Below are 17,563 nucleotides of genomic sequence, written 5' to 3'. Positions count from 1 at the left end.
ATTAATTAAAACTTCATTCGTTGTATTCTAATTGCATTCAAAATAGCTAGCATAGCCACACCGACATCGGCAAAAACAGCTTCCCACATTGTCGCTAAACCACCAGCTCCCAGAATTAAAACGACTGCTTTTACGGCAAATGCTAAACCAATATTTTGATAAACAATTTGTTTGGTCTTTTTACCAATGTTTATAGCTGTGTATATTTTATATGGCTGGTCATTTTGAATTACAATATCTGCCGTTTCAATAGTGGCGTCACTACCTAAACCACCCATTGCAATTCCTGCATCTGCTAAAGCTACTACTGGGGCATCATTTACGCCATCGCCGACAAAAGCAATTTTTAGGTTTTGAGATTTTAATTCTTCAACTTTTTCGACTTTGTTTTCAGGCAACAAATCACCGTAAGCCTGATCAATATTTAATTCTTTTGCAACAGCATCAACAACAGCTTGTTTATCTCCGGATAGCATTACTGTTTTTACATTTATTTTATGCAAACTTTCAATAGCTTCTTTTGCATCTTCCTTGATTTCGTCAGCAATTAAAAAGTAGCCGGAATATTTTTGATTGATAGCAATAACGATTATTGTAAAGGGTGTATTCTCAATTTCAGCATCATAACTGATATTGAATTTCTTCATCAATTTTACATTTCCTGCCAAGATTTCGTTTCCATCGACTTTTCCTTTTAATCCGTGTCCTGCAATTTCTTCTACATCAGTAACGCTTACATTTTTTTCAGAACCTTGGGCATATTCTATAATAGCTGTTCCGACAGGATGTGTTGATTTGGTTTCGAGTGCTGATGTATACTTTACTAAATCACCTTCTGCAATATCCACAGGTACCACTTTTTGAACTTTGAAAACACCTTTGGTCAATGTTCCTGTTTTATCCATAACTACCACTTGAATAGCTGCCATTATGTCGAGAAAACTAGAACCCTTAAACAATATTCCATTTTTACTCGCTGCACCAATTCCTCCAAAATACCCTAATGGAATTGAAATTACCAAAGCACAAGGACAAGAAATTACCAAGAAAACTAATGCTCTGTACAACCAGTCTTTAAATACATAATTATCTACAAAAAGCATTGGAAGTAAACAAATTGCAATTGCTAAAAACACTACAATAGGTGTGTATATTTTAGCAAATTTTCTAATAAATAATTCGGTTGGTGCCTTTTTAGCTGTAGCTTCCTGAACCATTTCAAGAATTTTGGATAATTTACTATCTGTGTAGGCTGTAGTGACTTCAACTTGAACAACAGTATTTAGATTAATCATTCCTGCAAGAATTGTTTCTCCTTTTTGTTTCGTGTCGGGTTTACTTTCCCCTGTTAAAGCAGCTGTATTCAATGAAGCAGTGTCTGAAAGTAATTTTCCATCAAGAGCTACTTTTTCTCCAGGGCGCAGTTGGATAATCTCTCCAATAGTTATTTCGGATGCCTTTTTAGAAATAGTGTTTGCACCTTCAATTACCGTAGCTGTATCTGGTCTTTGATCCAATAATAATTTAATGTTCATTTTCGCCCTTTGTACTGCAAGTGTTTGAAATACTTCACCAACTGCATAAAATAACATTACTGCCACACCTTCTGGATATTCTGCAATAATAAAGGCTCCAATGGTTGCAATACTCATTAACAAAAACTCTGAAAAAATATCGCCTTTACGAATGCTTTCAAAAGCTTCTTTAATTACAGGAAAACCTACTGGAATGTAAGCTACAATATACCATCCAAGTCTTACCCAGCCAGTGAACCAAGATTGAGTAAAGTAATTATCAAAACCAATTGCAATTAGTAATAAAGTAAAGCTTATTAAAGATGGTAAAAACATTTGAAACGTCGTTTGGTCAGTATTAGAGTGGTCGTGACCGTCATCATCAGAATGTTTATCGTGGCTGTGTGCATCGTGGTCGTGACCATCGTTATTGTTGTGTGTCGCTTTTACTGGTTTTTCATCGGCACAGCAACTGTCTTCTTTAGTTTTGGCTTTGTTTTTTTTGTCTGCCAAATGATTTATTTTTTCTTCTTGTGTACAGCAAATTTGTTTGCCTTTTGCATCATATTTGTGTATATGATTTGAGTCTGTATTTTTCATAATTTGATTTTTTAAATTTGTTATTTTAAATTAGAAATTGCACTTATCGTGAGTGCTACTATAATTGTGTTAAATAGAAATGATATTAGGCTATGCATTAAAGCAAATCTTCTAATAGTTTTTGAAGTTATTACAACGTCTGATACTTGAAAAGTCATACCAATTACAAAAGAAAAGTAAGCAAAATCTACATAATCAGGTTTTGACTTACCCGGAAATTTGATTCCACCAATGCTAGAACCGGTGTTGAGCTCGTTGTGATCGTGGTAGAAATGGGCATAACGAATTGTGAAAGTGGTATGTAAAAGCAACCAAGAAAATACTACTGGTGATAAGGATATAATAGAATGAAACAGTTTGCTTTCCGGTATGTCAGAAGTCTGATCAATAAGTGATAAAGTTCCAAAAAGACTTAATACAACAGCAATAACCACTATACTAAAAATAGTTTTGAGATTTTCGTCTTGTTTAGCAACAATCTGACATAATTCATTTTCATTGGTTGAGAAAAAAAGTATCCAGCAAAAAAACAAACTAGTGATACAAAAAGTATCCCAACTTAATATAATTCTACTTTGGTTATCAATCTTAAAAGACAGCAGCACTAAATATACAATTAATGAAAATAGTATCGAAATAATTAATCTAATAACGCCGGAAATTTTTTCAATCCAGTTTTGTTTTATTTTATTTTTCATATTAAATTAAATTATCATTCCTATAAAAGGAATATTAAAAAAGCAAATAAAAAACTACTATTATAATTACTGCAAAATCGATCAAAATACTTTCAAAACATATTCATTTTTAATTTTTCTAAAATTATTTATCAGATCAACCAAACCTGAAGCCATAAAAGCGTACCTCAATTATTTAAAAACAGTCAAAAAAAAATCTCTTACATTTTTTGAGCCCTTTTTAAAGTGTATTACAACATTGAACTGAGTGTCAAATCCTATTTTTATAGTTTTCATTTGCTCTAATTTTAATTTTTATAATAGTTATCGAATCGCACACTTTCTTTTTGATAATTTACTTCCCCTATAATTTGATTGATATTATTTTCTATGGTATTGCAAATTGTGGTCATAGGAATATCAGTAGGTATATTCTCAAATGGATCCTGCATTATTATAGCTGTTTTTTCAAATGCTATAAACATTAAAGGAATTAAGGCGGTTAACAAAATTTCAGTAACAATATCTATTTCGCTTAGCCCAAAAGGCAATAAGGTCACAAATAAGTAAATCAGGCAATGTATCAAATAGCTGTAGTTTCTTGGAAAAACTGTATTTTTAATTCTTTCGCACTTACCCATAGCGTCCGTCAATCTAGCCAATGTTGTATATACCTGCACCTGCAGATTTGAATTTAAAGCATATTTTTCTGTGATAAAATGCAGGTTTTCGGAATGTTTTTGCAGTAAAAGCAGCGGGATATTATCGGCTTGTAAATTATTTTGCGTTAAATACTGCTGTACTTTATGAGAAGATTTTTGTCCTCTCAAAGATTCTGAAAGCGTGTAGCACCATATTATTTGTCTATCTGCATATATTTTAATATCAGATTTCCGCTCTTCATTATTAGGAATAAACAGCATTATCTGCCTAACCAAAGTTCTGGAATCATTAACAATTTCGCCCCATACTTTTCTGGCTTCCCACCACCGATCATAAGATTGAGCAATTCTGAATGCCAATAATAATGATATCATTGTGGCTATAACAGTTGAAATAGTGATGGGGATATTTATTAAAACTCCAACAGAACTATGATCAAATAAGCTTGCAATTATTGCATAGGATATTATCAATACAATTTGCCATTTGAGTCCTTTGAGAAAAAACAGAGTGGCTTTATAATTATTTTTTATCAGCATAAGTAGATTAATTATATGGGAAATAAAATCTTTATAGATTTGTTGAATTCATTCCCAGTTGATGCTATATTTTCTTCTAACTTTATTTATTATTCATTCTCGTGCTCTTCTCCATGTTTTTTAATCATTTTTTCTTTCCATTTAATATACCATTTAAAATGGTGTAATGAAAGTAAAAAGTACAATGTACCAGAGCCAATTACTGCTATAATAAACATATTCAATCCTATAGCAACGCCAACTGCTGAAGTACACCAAACTGTTGCTGCAGTTGTTAAGCCGTGCGATGTTCCTGCTCTAGAATTACGATAAATAATTCCTGCACCAAGAAAACCAACACCAGTTACAATATTTGCAATTACTCTTGAAGTATCCGCTGGATTATTTACTAAGTGGGCTGTGATTGCTGTAAACAAGGTTGCGCCAATACAAACTGCTGCATAGGTTCTTATTCCGGCATCATGACCATGCTTTTCTCTGTCTAAACCAATAAAAGCTCCTAACAAAAAAGAAATAATCAGTTTAGATATGATAATTAATTCGGCATTTATATCCATAAATTTACTTTCTATTAGTTTATTAAATTTTTAAATCTCTATTGCTTTATTGTCGTCTGCGATACTAATTTTATGTTTAAGTTTTACTTAAATTTACCAGCAAACCTGTTTGCTGTTTGCATCGTATTTGTATTGATGCTTTATAACAGTTATTTTTTTTCATGTTAAACAGAATCAGTAAATTGTTTAGTATATATATAATGTTAATGCATATTTATACCTGCTGTTATCAAAGGGTTTACTGTTGTATTCACCTTTAATACCATCTTTATATTCTACATCTATAATGAACATACCTTTTGAATTTGGTATAGTAAAAAAACCATTTTTATCTGTTTTTACTTCCTCCGGTTCACCTTTATCATTAGTAATTGATATTGATTTATTCGCAAATTCTATATTATCGAGAACTAATTGGTACTTTTCTTTTTTAACAACAATATCTATTTTGCTTGTGTCAAAATTTGCGAGTTGTGAATTTTTCACCTTTCCAACATTATAATTTACTTTTAAATTTTCAAAAGGTCTGATAATTCCCATGCCGTGTTTTGTCCAATCTTGAACTGCTCTTGAATTTTCTTTCATCATTATAGTGTAAATTCCATCGCTAGTTGGAAAAAAACTTGCTTTGTAACAATTACTGTCTTTTTGCAAAATCAAATCTTTTTTTATTCCCTTTGAGTCCAAATAATAGGCAGTAAACGATTCCATATTTTTAAAGAAATGTTCTTTGCTTTCTCTCAATCCTTTTTCAAATTCACCAAAATATAAATATACCGTGGCTGTATCATTTACTTTGCCATTGCCTTTTACTTCAAGCCAATACGAGTGTGCATTTGCATTTATACAAAAACCTATCATTGTGCATAAAATAATTATTTTTTTAGTTAACTTTTTCATTGTTCTACGTTTAAAATGTTGTTTTAATTAAAACTGGTTAAATTAATTATTTATTTTTTCTTCGAGTGTTAATATATTTTTGTCGGCATTGTATTGATATAAGTGTTATATTATTTTATTTTTATTTTCTTGCAATAAATAGAATAACAGCTATACCAATAATTATAATAGCCGAACCTATCAAATCGTATTTGTCTGGTTTAAAATTATCAATCTTCAATGCCCATATTAATGCCATAACAATGAAAATCACACCATAGAAAACATAAGATTTTCCAAAAGAGGCAGTTTGCAAAGTCATTACATATCCATATAAAGCAAGAATTATTGCTCCTGTAACACCGTACCAAACGGATTTTTCTTCTTTTAGCCAAAGCTATACAAGATACCCCCCGCCAATTTCACATAAACCTGCAAGTATAAAATAGACTATGGTTTTCACAAATGAAATCATACTATTTTGTTTTACAAAACCCCAAATTTAAAATGCTAAAACCTAACAAACTGTATTCATTTCGGTTTCCTATTGAAAAAACATTTTTACAATGGGGTTTGTTTTTATTTCACTAATTAATGTTCGTGTTCTCCTCCGCCTTTAGTTGCAGATAGTAAATAGAAAGCACCTTTGATTACAATTTTTGCATCGGCAGGAATTTTTTCCACAAATTTCACTTCGGTATAACCTAAATCCGTAGTTCCTGGTACAACTTCAATTGCTTTAAAATGAATTTCATTGTGTCCTTCTTCCTCTCCAGAAGCTTCCTCTGCATGAGCCTCGCCTTCTTTGTGTTCGTGAGCTTCTGCTTTTTTAGCTGTGGTTTTTTCTTCGTGTTCTTCTTGGATATACACAAAATATTTATCTCCATTTTTTACAACAGCATCTTTGGGTAAAGCTGGAACAGTTGCATTTTTAATATTGATATTGGCAGAAACATACATTCCGGAAATCAAATCTTTTGAATCAGCCGGATTAATTTTGGCGTGAACCGCTACAGTTTTACTTTCGTTTGAAAATGATTTATTGATACCAAATATTTTTCCTTTAATAGATTTGTTCCCTTGGTTTGTTAAAATAAAGTCTATCGTTTGTCCTACAGAAATAGATCCTAAATCTTTTTCATAGACATTCAAATCCAAATGCATCTGACTATTATCAACTACTTCAAAAAGTGTAATTCCTGTTTCAGCAAATGCTCCTTTGGCAATACTAATTTTCCCCACATAACCTGATATTGGAGAAACTATTGGTACCAGACTTGATCCTTTTGTATTCATATTCAAAGCCTGCAGTTTATCTTTTGATGCTTTAGCTCTTGCTTTTTCAATTGCTAATTTTGCTTTTACTTCCTGTAGTAATTTTCTAGGATTTACATCTTCGTCGCTTAATGTTTTCTGACGATTGTATTCTAATTGCAGGTATTCAATATTAGCAACAGCCGAATTATAATTTTCCTGCATTTCAACCACTTCCAAGTTCTGAATAGTTGCCAATACTTTTCCTTTGTTTACATAAGTACCTTCAAGAACTAAAATATCTTTGACAGTTCCACCAATTAAAGTAGAAACATTTGCCATATTTTGTGGAGGAACTGTAGTGTATCCATTGGCTTTTATTACTAAATTCAAATTTCTATTTTCTACAGAACCAGTTTCTACACCAACTGTTTTGAACTGCATAGCAGTCAACGCTACTTCATTTTCTGATTTTTCTTCTTCGTGAGCGGCTTCTTCGGTTTTCTTTTCTCCACAGGAAGTAAGAAGTAAGATGCAAGAGGTAATAAGTAAGAGTGTTGTTTTAATCTTGATATTTGAAATTGTATTTATCTTTATATTTTTCATTGTAGAAATTATTAGTTGTTAGAAATGGATGGGAATTGCAATTGAATAGCACTTTGATTGTAGGCGTTAGTTGCTTCGGCATTTTGCTTTTTGATATCGATAGCCTGATTCAAAAAACTGATATAGGACCAATAACTCATATCGCCACTAGCATAACTTTTTTGCGCTGTTGCAATAATCTGTTCTGCATATTGCAAGCCTTCCTTTTGATAATATTCTAATGCTTTTTGTTGTTTTTCGAAATCATTTTTTAATTCCTGCATTTTTAATTTCAAAGCCAATTTATTTTTGTCTAATTCTAATTGGGATTGGGAAATACTAATGGCTGATGCTTTCGCTTTTGCCGAATATACGCCACCGAATAGCGGAATTTGCAGGCCAGCGGTAAATCCTTGAAAATAAGATTTGGTATCAATCGTTTGTGCAAAATAACCCAATCCTAGTTTTGGAGTTCGCATTGCTTTAAACGTATTGGCTTCTTTTTGATACACTGAAATTTGTTGGGTGTAATAATCACTTACTAAAGTTGCTGCTTTAGATTGGTTTTCATCCAATAGTATTGAAAACTGCATTGGCGTTGCGCTGTCTGGCACAACATTGTCCTCGGTTTGAATAAAAAACTGTAATTGCTTTTGATAAATCGCCAAATCAAATTCGAGTTGTGCCTGTTGTGTTTCAATTTCTTTAGATTTTGCTTTAGCACTAATTACTTCAATTTTCCCACTTTCACCGGTTTCAAAACGAAGTTCTGCATTTTTCAGGAATTTTGAATAAATGGCTAATAAATCTGCATTTAGCTTTTGAATAGAAACACCGTACAAATATTGGTAGTAGGCGATTGATACCGCTTTTTCAATTTCATATTCGGATAATGCTTTTCGTTTTTCGGCTAGCTTTACCAATTCTTCCTGTAATTGGCGATTGGCTTTTGTAATTCTTCCTATTGGGAAATACTGCTGCACCGAAACATTGCTGTCATAATACTTACTATTAAATTGTCCACCCTGGTATTGTACCTGCAAAGGATCTGCCTGAAATGCTGTCTTTTTCAGAACAGTTTGTTTTTCAATTTCCTTATCGGCAATTTTCAAATCAATGTTGTTTGTTTTTGCCATTTCTATTGCTTTTTGAAGTGAAATAGGCTGACTATTTTGAGCAAAAGAAAAACTGCTTATCAATAGAATAATTAGGGTAATGATTGGTGTTTTGATTTTTTTTCTTCTTTTAATTCCTTTTTCAAACAACAAATAAAGTATTGGTAAAACAATCAATGTCAATAATGTAGCTGAAAATAATCCACCGATAACCACAGTTGCCAATGGTTTTTGAACTTCTGCTCCGCCGCTTGTTGATAATGCCATTGGCATAAAACCTAAAGAAGCTACCGCAGCTGTCATTAAAACTGGTCGTAATCTTGTTTTTGTACCTATTAGAACCCTTTGCAATGGATCTGTTATTCCCTCAGTTTTAAGCTGGTTGAAATAGGAAATTAATACAATTCCATTCAATACTGCAATTCCAAATAAGGCTATAAATCCAATTCCTGCCGAAATACTAAAAGGCATTCCCCTCATCCACAGCGCAAAAATACCACCAATGGCTGATAACGGAATAGCTGTAAATATTAATCCCGCCTGCTTCATACTATTGAAAGTAAAAAACAAAAGAACCATTATTAATCCTAATGCAATTGGCACTGCTATGGAAAGTCTTTTAGTAGCTTCGATTAAATTTTCAAACTGTCCTCCATACGTAACGTAATAACCTGCGGGAAGTTTAAAATCCTTATCTAGTTTTTGCTGAATTTCTTCGACAACACTTTTAATGTCCCGACCACGTACATTTAATCCAACAGTAATTCTGCGTTTACCATTTTCACGAGAAACCTGAACAGGACCTTGTTCATAAGAAACCGTTGCTACTTGTGAAAGCGGCACTTGTTGTCCGTTAGGTAAAGGAATAAAAAGGTTACTTACATCAGTAATATCACTTCTATTGTTAGCGTTCATTCTTACTACTACATCAAATCGTTTACTTTCTTCATAGATTTTGCCGGCACTTTCCCCTGCAAATGAGGAACGTATAATTTGATTGATATCAGTAATATTCAAACCGTATAATGCAATTTTATTATAATCGTATTTTACAGTAATTTGAGGTAACCCCGTTACTTTATCTGCTTTTAAATCGCCAACACCTTCAATTTTATTGATTTTGCTTATTAACTCGGTAGCTTTGTTACCTAAAGTTTCTAAATCATCACCAAATATTTTAATGGCAATATCACTTCGGCTTCCTGTCATTAATTCGTTAAAACGCATTTGGATGGGTTGAGAGACTTCTATATTAGCACCTGGAATGGCTTCCATTGCTGACTTCATTGCATTGGCTAAATCTTCCCAGTTTTTATAATCGCCAGTCCATTCACTTTTATCTTTCAGCACAATAATCATATCTCCACTTTCAATAGGCATTGGGTCGGTTGGAATTTCACCACTCCCAATTTTAGTAACTATAGTTTTTATTTCCGGAAATTTTGTTTTTAGAATTTTTTCGTATTCTGTTGTTGTTTTGACCATTTGCGAAAGCGAGCTTCCTGTCATAATAGTAGCATTGATTGCAATATCTCCTTCTTCAATTGTTGGAATAAACTCGCCACCCATATTTTGAAAAATTACGATTGCCAATACAAATAATCCTAATGAGATTGCCAAAACGATTTTTTTGAAATGCAATGCTTTTTCAAGAAATGGGGTATATATACCTTCTAACCAAGCCATCATACGGTCACTGAAATTAGATTTGTGTTCCGTATTTTTGGATAGGAACATCGCACTCATCATTGGTACGTATGTCAAAGAAAGAATAAAGGCTCCAATTACGGCAAAACCAACTGTCATTGCCATAGGTCTAAACATTTTACCTTCTGTCCCTACCAATGCCAGAATGGGTAAATACACAATCAGAATAATTATTTCCCCAAAAGCAGCACTATTTCTAATTTTTGAAGCCGATTGATATACTTCTTCATCCATTTCAGATTGGGTTAAATCTTTCTTTCTTTTGAGTTTCTGCAAATGATGCATTGTGGCTTCTACAATTATGACTGCACCATCGACAATAATTCCAAAATCGATTGCTCCCAAACTCATCAGATTTCCGCTGACCCCAAAAGCATTCATAAGTATAACTGCAACCAACATTGAAAGCGGAATTACCGAAGCAACGATTAATCCTGCACGAAGATTTCCCAGAAATAAAATAAGTACAAAAATTACGATTAATGCTCCTTCAAGTAGATTTTTAGTTACCGTTCCAATTGCATTATCTACTAATTTACTTCTATCAATAAAGGCTTCAGCAACAACTCCCTCGGGCAGGCTTTTGTTAATCTGAACCATTCTTTCTTTTACCCTTTCGGTTACGGCTTTTGAATTTTCACCTTTTAGCATAAGAGCCATACCACAAACAATTTCACCTTTACCGTCTTTGGTAGAAGCTCCATAACGCAAGGAAATTCCTTCTCTTACTTCTGCTACATCACGTACTAAAACCGGTGAACCATTTCTGTTTTTGACTACTACTTTCTCCAAATCTTTGATGCCAGTTGCCATACCAACACCACGAATAAAATAAGCATATTGGTCTTTTTCAATGTAAGCACCACCCGTATTTTGGTTGTTTTGTTCTAAAGCATCAAATATTTCTGTGATGGTTACTCCCAGACTATTTAAGGTATTTGGATTTACTGCTATTTCATATTGTTTTAATTTTCCACCCCACGTACTGACTTCGGCTACGCCTTCAACTCCCTGTAATTGGGGAATGATAATCCAATCCTGAATGGTTCGCAATTTTACTGCATCGTATTTGTTCTCATAGCCTTTTTTGGCGTAAACATCATATTGGTAAATTTCACCCAAGCCCGTAGAAATTGGACCTAAATCTGGTTTTCCTGCATATGCCGGTATGTTTTCTTCGGCTACTTTTAACCGTTGTGAAACTTGTTCTCTGGCCCAATAAATATCTACATCATCTTTAAAAACTACGGTTACTACCGATAATCCGAAACGAGAAATACTTCGCAATTCAATTACTTTGGGAATCGTTTTTACAGATTGTTCAAGAGGATAGGTAATTAATTGCTCCACTTCCTGACTTGCTAATGTCGGTGCTGATGTAATAATTTGTACTTGATTATTGGTTACATCCGGCAGAGCATCCAGAGGTAAATTTTTAAGAGAATAACTCCCCCAAGCTATAAGCACAAGGGTAAATAGGAGTATAATGAACTTGTTCTTTATACTAAATTGTATGATTTTGTCTAACATTGAAAATATTATAATGAATTAGAAATTAGCAAATAAATTATCTGCTATTATTTGTGAAAAAATCACAAGATTCTAACCCCGCCAAAGAAGGCGGGGCATCATTATGCTATTTGAGGCGGTTGCCAAATACTTCCGAAGAAATTGGAAGTAAAAATTGATTTGTATGTAGGTAATTGCGTTTTAATACCATTAGAAGGTATTGGAAAGTCAATAATTATAGATTGTAAAAAAGTTGTCATTTGTGAACCACAACAATTGCAAACACAAAACGGAGAACATAAATCATGTGCTGTATCTTTAGAATGCTTTTCATGGTTAGAAGCCAATGCTGTTTTACCATATGCAGAACTATCCACTTTCATATCTGCACAAGGCATACAAGAAAGTATTAGCAAAAGAATTGATAATATGTAGATTGATAATTTCAAGACAGTAAAAGTAATAATTTTTATTTATTGTAACTAATTAATTCCAATGATTCTTAAAATAGTGAATAAACTTTGCCACTATCCCTAATATCAAAATTAAGCAAACTAAAATTATAATTATAATACGAATCACTGCGTACGCTGTGATTGGCTTTTTAGATTTAGTTTTTGGTTGAAATTTTGGTTTGTTCTGTTTTTTTGTTCTTTGTTTTACCATATTGCAATGCGTAATTAATTTAAAATCCAAGAAATATAGGGATTGATTTTAGCAGAATTGTTTTCTTTATCCATAGCTTCAAATGCGAAATTTTATAGGCTTTAGCAACAATCGAAATTAACCCGGCAAATACCTAAATGTTAATTAATTTCTGATTCATTTAAAGCTAATGTATCAGAACCTCTAAACCATTTTTTATTATTGCTATTTCAATTTTATTGGTTTTTAAGTTGTGTAATTCGCCGTCAATTTGTGTGTCCAAGAAAATTTTCTTTGGCATTTCTATGTTTATCTTTTCGATTAATATGTGTTTTGCTTTTTTGAATTTCTCAATTGTATTTGTTAGTACACACACACCGAAGGTTAGCTTATCCAAAAAACTTAGTTTTGGAACAATTACTAAGTCTAAAAAACCGTCATTTAAATCTGCATTAGGTGTAAGGGTCATTCCATATCCCATTTGATTAGAATTAGAAATAAAAAGCATAAAGGCATTTGTACCGATAATTTTACCGTTAAATGATAGTGTCGCTTGAATGGGTTTAAAATCAATGCTTGATGCTATTGTAGCCCGAACATAAGAAATCAAAGTTCTCTTATTATATCTCTCATATTTCTTTATGATTAATGCATCAATTCCAACACCAACATTGCTGAAAAAATAATGTTCGTTTATTTTTCCAACATCAATAAATTTTGTTTTACCCTTACGTATTATTTCTGTTGCTTTTTCTAATGATCTTGAAATACTTAGATTTGAAGCCAGACCATTTCCAGAACCAACTGGAATGATTCCCAACTTAATTTCAGTATTGATCAAACAAGACGCTACTTCGTTTATAGTACCATCCCCACCACAGGCTACAACATAGTGGGGTTTTTTGGTAATTGCCTTTTGGGTAAGTACTATAGCGTGTTTTTTATAATTTGAATAATCAACTTCAATCTTATAAATGCTCTTTGGAAAAAATTTTTCTAATTCGGTTTTGGCAAAATTGTGTTTTCCACTGCCTGATATTGGATTGACAATAAAATGAATGTATATCATTACTTTAAGAGTTTATTGGTGAATAAATAATCGGCAGTTTGATACCATGAAATTGTTTCATTAAGAAAAGATTTATTCATTGGTAATGGCTTTAAACTATTATCAGTTTTATTCCATGTATAAAAAGTCTGCTTTTTTTGATCGGATAAAATCATTACTTTATCTTTTTTCATTAAGGCTAATTTTCTATATGTTCCTACCAAGGCTCGCTCTTCAAAATTTGATTCCAATACGTTTTTACCGAAGAAGTTGCTTTCATAGCTCCAATTCATCATTGCAAAAAAAGTTGGAAAAAAGTCTATTTGAGAACATTGTTTATTCACTTTTTGATTTAGTTCTTCTGGAAAATTTACTATAAATGCCGGAATGTGATAATTGGCAACATCTATTTCGTCTTTACCAGCACTGCTGGCACAATGATCGGCAATGATTATAAAAACAGTATTTTTGAACCAAGGTTTCTTTTTAGCCTTCTCAAACATTTTTTTTATCGCATAATCAGTATATTTCACAGCACCTTCACGACCAGTTCCCGATGGAATATCTATAGTATTGTTCGGATAGGTAAATGGTCTGTGGTTAGAAGTTGTCATTACAAAATTGAAAAATGGTTTATCGTTCTTGTGATGTTCATCAGCCACTCTAATCATTTTAGAATAGATGTCCTGATCACAAATTCCCCAAGCATTTTCAAAAGTTACTTCATCATCATTGATGTTATTTCGGATTGTCTTAATTTTGTCGCTCAATATACTACCACGTCCGCGATCGTAGATGGTAAAACCATTTCCGCCAAAATAGGCGTTCATATTATCAAAATATCCGTCGCCTCCATAAAAGAAATTAGCGTTATATCCTTTTCTTTTAAAGACATTTGAAATGGTATATAAGTTTTGATTTTCTGGACGTTTGACAATACTTTGCCCCGGGGTTGGCGGAATACAAAGCGTCACCGCTTCCATACCACGAACTGTTCTTGTTCCTGTAGCGTATAAATTTTCGAAGAAGATACTTTTTTGCGCTAAACTGTCTAAAAATGGTGTTATATTTTGTGTATTACCAAACTCTTTCATAAAACTTCCACTGAAACTTTCTGCCAGAATAAAAACTACATTCTTCTTACTTGGCTCTTTGTTGGTTGTATCTGTTATTGTTCTATAAATAGATAATCCTTCCGATTGGAATTTGCTGCTTTTATCGCCTAGTTTACCTCTAATAACATCAAAAATTATTTTGTCATTTATAGCAGTATAGAATTCATTGTACACCATTTGATTGTTTCTGAAAGCTGCGAAAAATGAATAAATTCCTGATTTTGAAATTTCAGAATTATATCGGTTTTTAGACCATTCTGCTTGTTCGTTTGTGATGAAAAATGTAAAAAATAATGTTATTGCAGTTCCAGTCGATAACGTAATGATTCTGTCTTTAATACTTACTTTGGAATGAAATGTGTTTTTGATAATATTTTTTTTATAAAAAACAAAAAGTATGATTGAAGTGATCATTAAAACGCCAGAAACAAGCATTGGTAACGGATATGATTCTTGTATGTTAGCAACTACTTCGTGAGTGTAAATTAAATAATCTACAGCGATAAAGTTAAACCTTGTTTTGAATTCGTCCCAAAAGGTAATTTCAGCAAAAAAAGTAAAAACTAATATAAAAATTATTAGAGAAGTGAAAAACCAAACTAAGGTTTTATCAAGCCATGATCCAATCCATTTATTAGGAAAGATAAAGTAATAGAGTAGTGAAGGAATTAAGACATAGCTTATAGTACCTATGTCAAAAAACAATCCAGTTAACAGTGTTCGAATAATTACAAACAAATTAAAAGAAACTTCGTCGTACTGCCAAATAATGAGTACTAGACGCAAAATGAACGAGAATGTAAGAAACCAGTACAAAAATGCAAAAAGTAAATTGTAACGCGGTGATATATTAATTTTATAGAACATAATTTACAATAGAATTATTTAAATTAAACCTTTCAAAGTTTCCTTCTTTTACTATTTTATCTCTTAGTGTAGGGAAGTTTTGAAAAGTATATTTTTGATTATTTGAAATACATTTTATTTGAAGTCACAGAAACAAAGGATATTATCATTAAAATTTTCAAGATTTATGATTTTACAATTATTTAAAAATTAATAATAACCAAACTGCTATTCAATAGCTTAAAAGAAATTGTAAGTACTCACACAATGATTTTGCCTCCATATGGTAAAAGGCAATAAATAAAGTGAGAATTGTTTATGCAATAGCCGCCAAAAGCTAATAGAATTAAAGCAAATAAACATATAAGCTTGTTCCTAAAGCTGAAGATTACATTTTGCTAAAGGTTGAAAATATTATAATGAATTAAAAATCAGCAAAAGTAGTTTTGCTTTTATTTGTGAGCAGTCACAATCTAACCCGAATCCCGAAGTGTCAGGACGGACTTTATTACACTAATTGAGGAGGCTGCCAAATACTTCCGAAGAAATTGGAAGCAAAAATCGATTTATAGGTAGGTAATTGTATTTTAATTCCTTTAAAAGGTATTGGAAAGTCAATAAAGGTTTGTGACAAACTTACCATTTGCAAGCCGCAACAGCTGCAAATACAAAATGGTGAACATAAATCGCGCTTGTTGTTATGAGAATGATCATCATCATGGTTAGAACCGAATTCCGTTCTAGTATGCGATGAAGCTACTTTCATATCTGCACAGGGCATACACGAAAGTATTAGCAAGATAATTGATAATATGGTATTTGTAAGTTTCAAGGCTGTAAAAATAAGTTTTTTTTTTAATCCATAGTTATTATTTGAGATGAATATTAAAACAGTACATAATCCTTTTTATTATAGCAGGTAAATAAGATTAGCAAATAGAGTTTTATGCAGTAATTGTTTTTTGTTTTTATCTTATTCATTGTGTGTTTATCATTAACTTTTATTATTTATAAAATGTAAAAAATATTGTGTCTTAAAATATTTTAGGGATAAAAATTTGTATTTCTAAATATTTTTTTAGCTTTGCCTAAAAATAAAATCATGAATTATTTAAATGTTTTTTTAAACAAATCTTTTTTGTTGATAATCATTTGTTTTTTCCTATTTTCTTGCGATGCAAGCTATGTTGAAATACCCTCTGATGATGAATTATTAGATGGACCGATTGATGGTTTGTCTAATTCTGAATCTGCACAATTCTTAAGAGGTGATGTAGCAGTAAACGAAGTTTTTACCCGGGAAACAGGTCTGGGACCAACATTTGTTGGGACGAGCTGTATCAATTGCCATGCGGGAGACGGAAAAGGGCATTTATTTACAACACTTACCCGTTTTGGACAAATTGATGAGACAGGAAATCAATTTTTAAATCAAGGAGGTCCACAACTTCAAAACAGAGCTTTACCAGGTTACTTACCGGAACAAATCCCAGCTGGGGCAACATTCTCTAAATTTACCCCCCCTGCATTTACAGGCTTGGGTTTTTTACAATATGTTTCTGATACTGATCTGATTCAGATGACAGATCCGGACGATAGTAATGGTGATGGTATTTCAGGTACTGTAAACTGGATTACTATTCCTGATTATTCAATTCCAACTTCCAATGCAATAACCCAAAATGGTAAATATATTGGCCGGTATGGCAAAAAAGCGTCTGCATTTGATTTATTACACCAAACTGTTAATGCCTATAGCCAGGATATGGGAATTACCTCTTTGTTTAACCCCATTGATCATTATTCTAATGTAGAAATTGACCCAGAGATTTCAACTGCAAAAGTCAATGATGTTGTTTTTTACTTGAATACCTTAAAAGCTCCTATCCAGCGGAATCAAAATGATGCTGCTGTTATTCGCGGTAAAAATATTTTTAACCAAATAAACTGTACAGGCTGCCATAAATCAGAACTGAAAACAGGTTATTCCCGTATAGGACCACTCTCCTATAAAACCTTTGCTCCATATACTGATTTGCTTTTGCATGATATGGGAAGCGCATTAGATGATGGTTACACAGAGGGAAGTGCCAAAACATTCGAATGGAGAACCCCGCCGCTTTGGGGTATTGGCCTTTCGGAAAATTCTCAAGGCGGAAACTTATTCCTGATGCATGATGGCCGTGCAAAAACTATTGAACAAGCCATACTATTACATGGCGGTGAGGGGGAACAAAGCAGAAATTCATTTGAGAAACTTTCTAAAGACGATAAAGAGGCTTTACTGAAATTTATAAAATCATTATAATA

At 32.5% G+C, this 17,563-nt stretch carries 12 protein-coding genes and 1 pseudogene; 1 reads left to right on the top strand and 12 read right to left on the bottom strand.

The features are described 5' to 3' along the window. Positions 1–5: 5 nt before the first annotated feature. The 12 genes and pseudogenes from B0A81_RS04265 to B0A81_RS04205 all read right to left on the bottom strand — a co-directional run bounded on the left by B0A81_RS04265 (position 6) and on the right by B0A81_RS04205 (position 16,085). A complete protein-coding gene (locus tag B0A81_RS04265; protein ID WP_089056865.1) occupies positions 6–2,114 on the bottom strand; it encodes a heavy metal translocating P-type ATPase in 2,109 nt (702 codons plus the stop codon). Between the two features lie 20 nt (positions 2,115–2,134). After that, positions 2,135–2,812, bottom strand: coding sequence for a DUF1345 domain-containing protein (locus tag B0A81_RS04260; protein WP_089056864.1), 678 nt, complete (start codon positions 2,810–2,812; stop codon positions 2,135–2,137). A gap of 287 nt (positions 2,813–3,099) precedes the next feature. After that, the gene (locus B0A81_RS04255) at positions 3,100–3,993 is read right to left on the bottom strand and encodes a bestrophin family protein (protein ID WP_089056863.1); all 894 of its coding nucleotides are present in this window, start codon (positions 3,991–3,993) and stop codon (positions 3,100–3,102) included. Positions 3,994–4,082: 89 nt separating this feature from the next. Next, positions 4,083–4,550 (bottom strand): MgtC/SapB family protein, encoded by a 468-nt coding sequence (locus tag B0A81_RS04250; protein ID WP_089056862.1) that lies wholly within the window; start codon positions 4,548–4,550, stop codon positions 4,083–4,085. Positions 4,551–4,736: 186 nt separating this feature from the next. Further along, positions 4,737–5,450 (bottom strand): hypothetical protein, encoded by a 714-nt coding sequence (locus B0A81_RS04245; RefSeq protein WP_089056861.1) that lies wholly within the window; start codon positions 5,448–5,450, stop codon positions 4,737–4,739. 121 nt (positions 5,451–5,571) lie between these two features. Beyond that, a pseudogene (locus tag B0A81_RS04240) lies at positions 5,572–5,904 on the bottom strand (YnfA family protein). 116 nt (positions 5,905–6,020) lie between these two features. After that, positions 6,021–7,289 carry an efflux RND transporter periplasmic adaptor subunit gene (locus tag B0A81_RS04235; RefSeq protein WP_089056860.1) on the bottom strand — a complete coding sequence of 423 codons (1,269 nt, stop codon included), beginning with the start codon at positions 7,287–7,289 and terminating at the stop codon, positions 6,021–6,023. 11 nt (positions 7,290–7,300) lie between these two features. After that, a complete protein-coding gene (locus tag B0A81_RS04230) occupies positions 7,301–11,620 on the bottom strand; it encodes a CusA/CzcA family heavy metal efflux RND transporter (RefSeq protein ID WP_089056859.1) in 4,320 nt (1,439 codons plus the stop codon). A 101-nt stretch (positions 11,621–11,721) separates the two neighbouring features. Next, a complete protein-coding gene (locus B0A81_RS04225) occupies positions 11,722–12,048 on the bottom strand; it encodes a DUF6660 family protein (protein WP_317044404.1) in 327 nt (108 codons plus the stop codon). A gap of 383 nt (positions 12,049–12,431) precedes the next feature. Next, a complete protein-coding gene (locus tag B0A81_RS04215) occupies positions 12,432–13,313 on the bottom strand; it encodes a diacylglycerol/lipid kinase family protein (RefSeq protein ID WP_089056856.1) in 882 nt (293 codons plus the stop codon). Beyond that, positions 13,313–15,193 (bottom strand): LTA synthase family protein, encoded by a 1,881-nt coding sequence (locus tag B0A81_RS04210; protein WP_317044403.1) that lies wholly within the window; start codon positions 15,191–15,193, stop codon positions 13,313–13,315. The genes B0A81_RS04215 and B0A81_RS04210 overlap by 1 nt, the downstream gene beginning before the upstream one ends. 568 nt (positions 15,194–15,761) lie before the next feature. Next, positions 15,762–16,085: a DUF6660 family protein gene (locus B0A81_RS04205; RefSeq protein WP_317044402.1), complete on the bottom strand. Its 324-nt coding sequence runs from the start codon at positions 16,083–16,085 to the stop codon at positions 15,762–15,764. 309 nt (positions 16,086–16,394) lie between these two features. Between B0A81_RS04205 and B0A81_RS04200 the strand changes: the two genes are divergently transcribed. Continuing rightward, entirely contained in the window at positions 16,395–17,561 is a 1,167-nt protein-coding gene (locus B0A81_RS04200; protein ID WP_244281267.1) for a di-heme oxidoredictase family protein, read from the top strand. Positions 17,562–17,563: the final 2 nt, after the last annotated feature.

It is taken from the genome of Flavobacterium plurextorum (assembly GCF_002217395.1).
Taxonomy (GTDB): domain Bacteria; phylum Bacteroidota; class Bacteroidia; order Flavobacteriales; family Flavobacteriaceae; genus Flavobacterium; species Flavobacterium plurextorum.
Note: the sequence above shows the minus strand (reverse complement) of the source record. Positions and strands in the feature narration are given on the sequence as shown.

Coding starts and splice junctions, on each gene's coding strand:
- B0A81_RS04265 (WP_089056865.1), bottom strand. CDS start 2,114: ATGAAAAATACAGACTCAAATCATATACACAAATATGATGCAAAAGGC.
- B0A81_RS04260 (WP_089056864.1), bottom strand. CDS start 2,812: ATGAAAAATAAAATAAAACAAAACTGGATTGAAAAAATTTCCGGCGTT.
- B0A81_RS04255 (WP_089056863.1), bottom strand. CDS start 3,993: ATGCTGATAAAAAATAATTATAAAGCCACTCTGTTTTTTCTCAAAGGA.
- B0A81_RS04250 (WP_089056862.1), bottom strand. CDS start 4,550: ATGGATATAAATGCCGAATTAATTATCATATCTAAACTGATTATTTCT.
- B0A81_RS04245 (WP_089056861.1), bottom strand. CDS start 5,450: ATGAAAAAGTTAACTAAAAAAATAATTATTTTATGCACAATGATAGGT.
- B0A81_RS04235 (WP_089056860.1), bottom strand. CDS start 7,289: ATGAAAAATATAAAGATAAATACAATTTCAAATATCAAGATTAAAACA.
- B0A81_RS04230 (WP_089056859.1), bottom strand. CDS start 11,620: ATGTTAGACAAAATCATACAATTTAGTATAAAGAACAAGTTCATTATA.
- B0A81_RS04215 (WP_089056856.1), bottom strand. CDS start 13,313: ATGATATACATTCATTTTATTGTCAATCCAATATCAGGCAGTGGAAAA.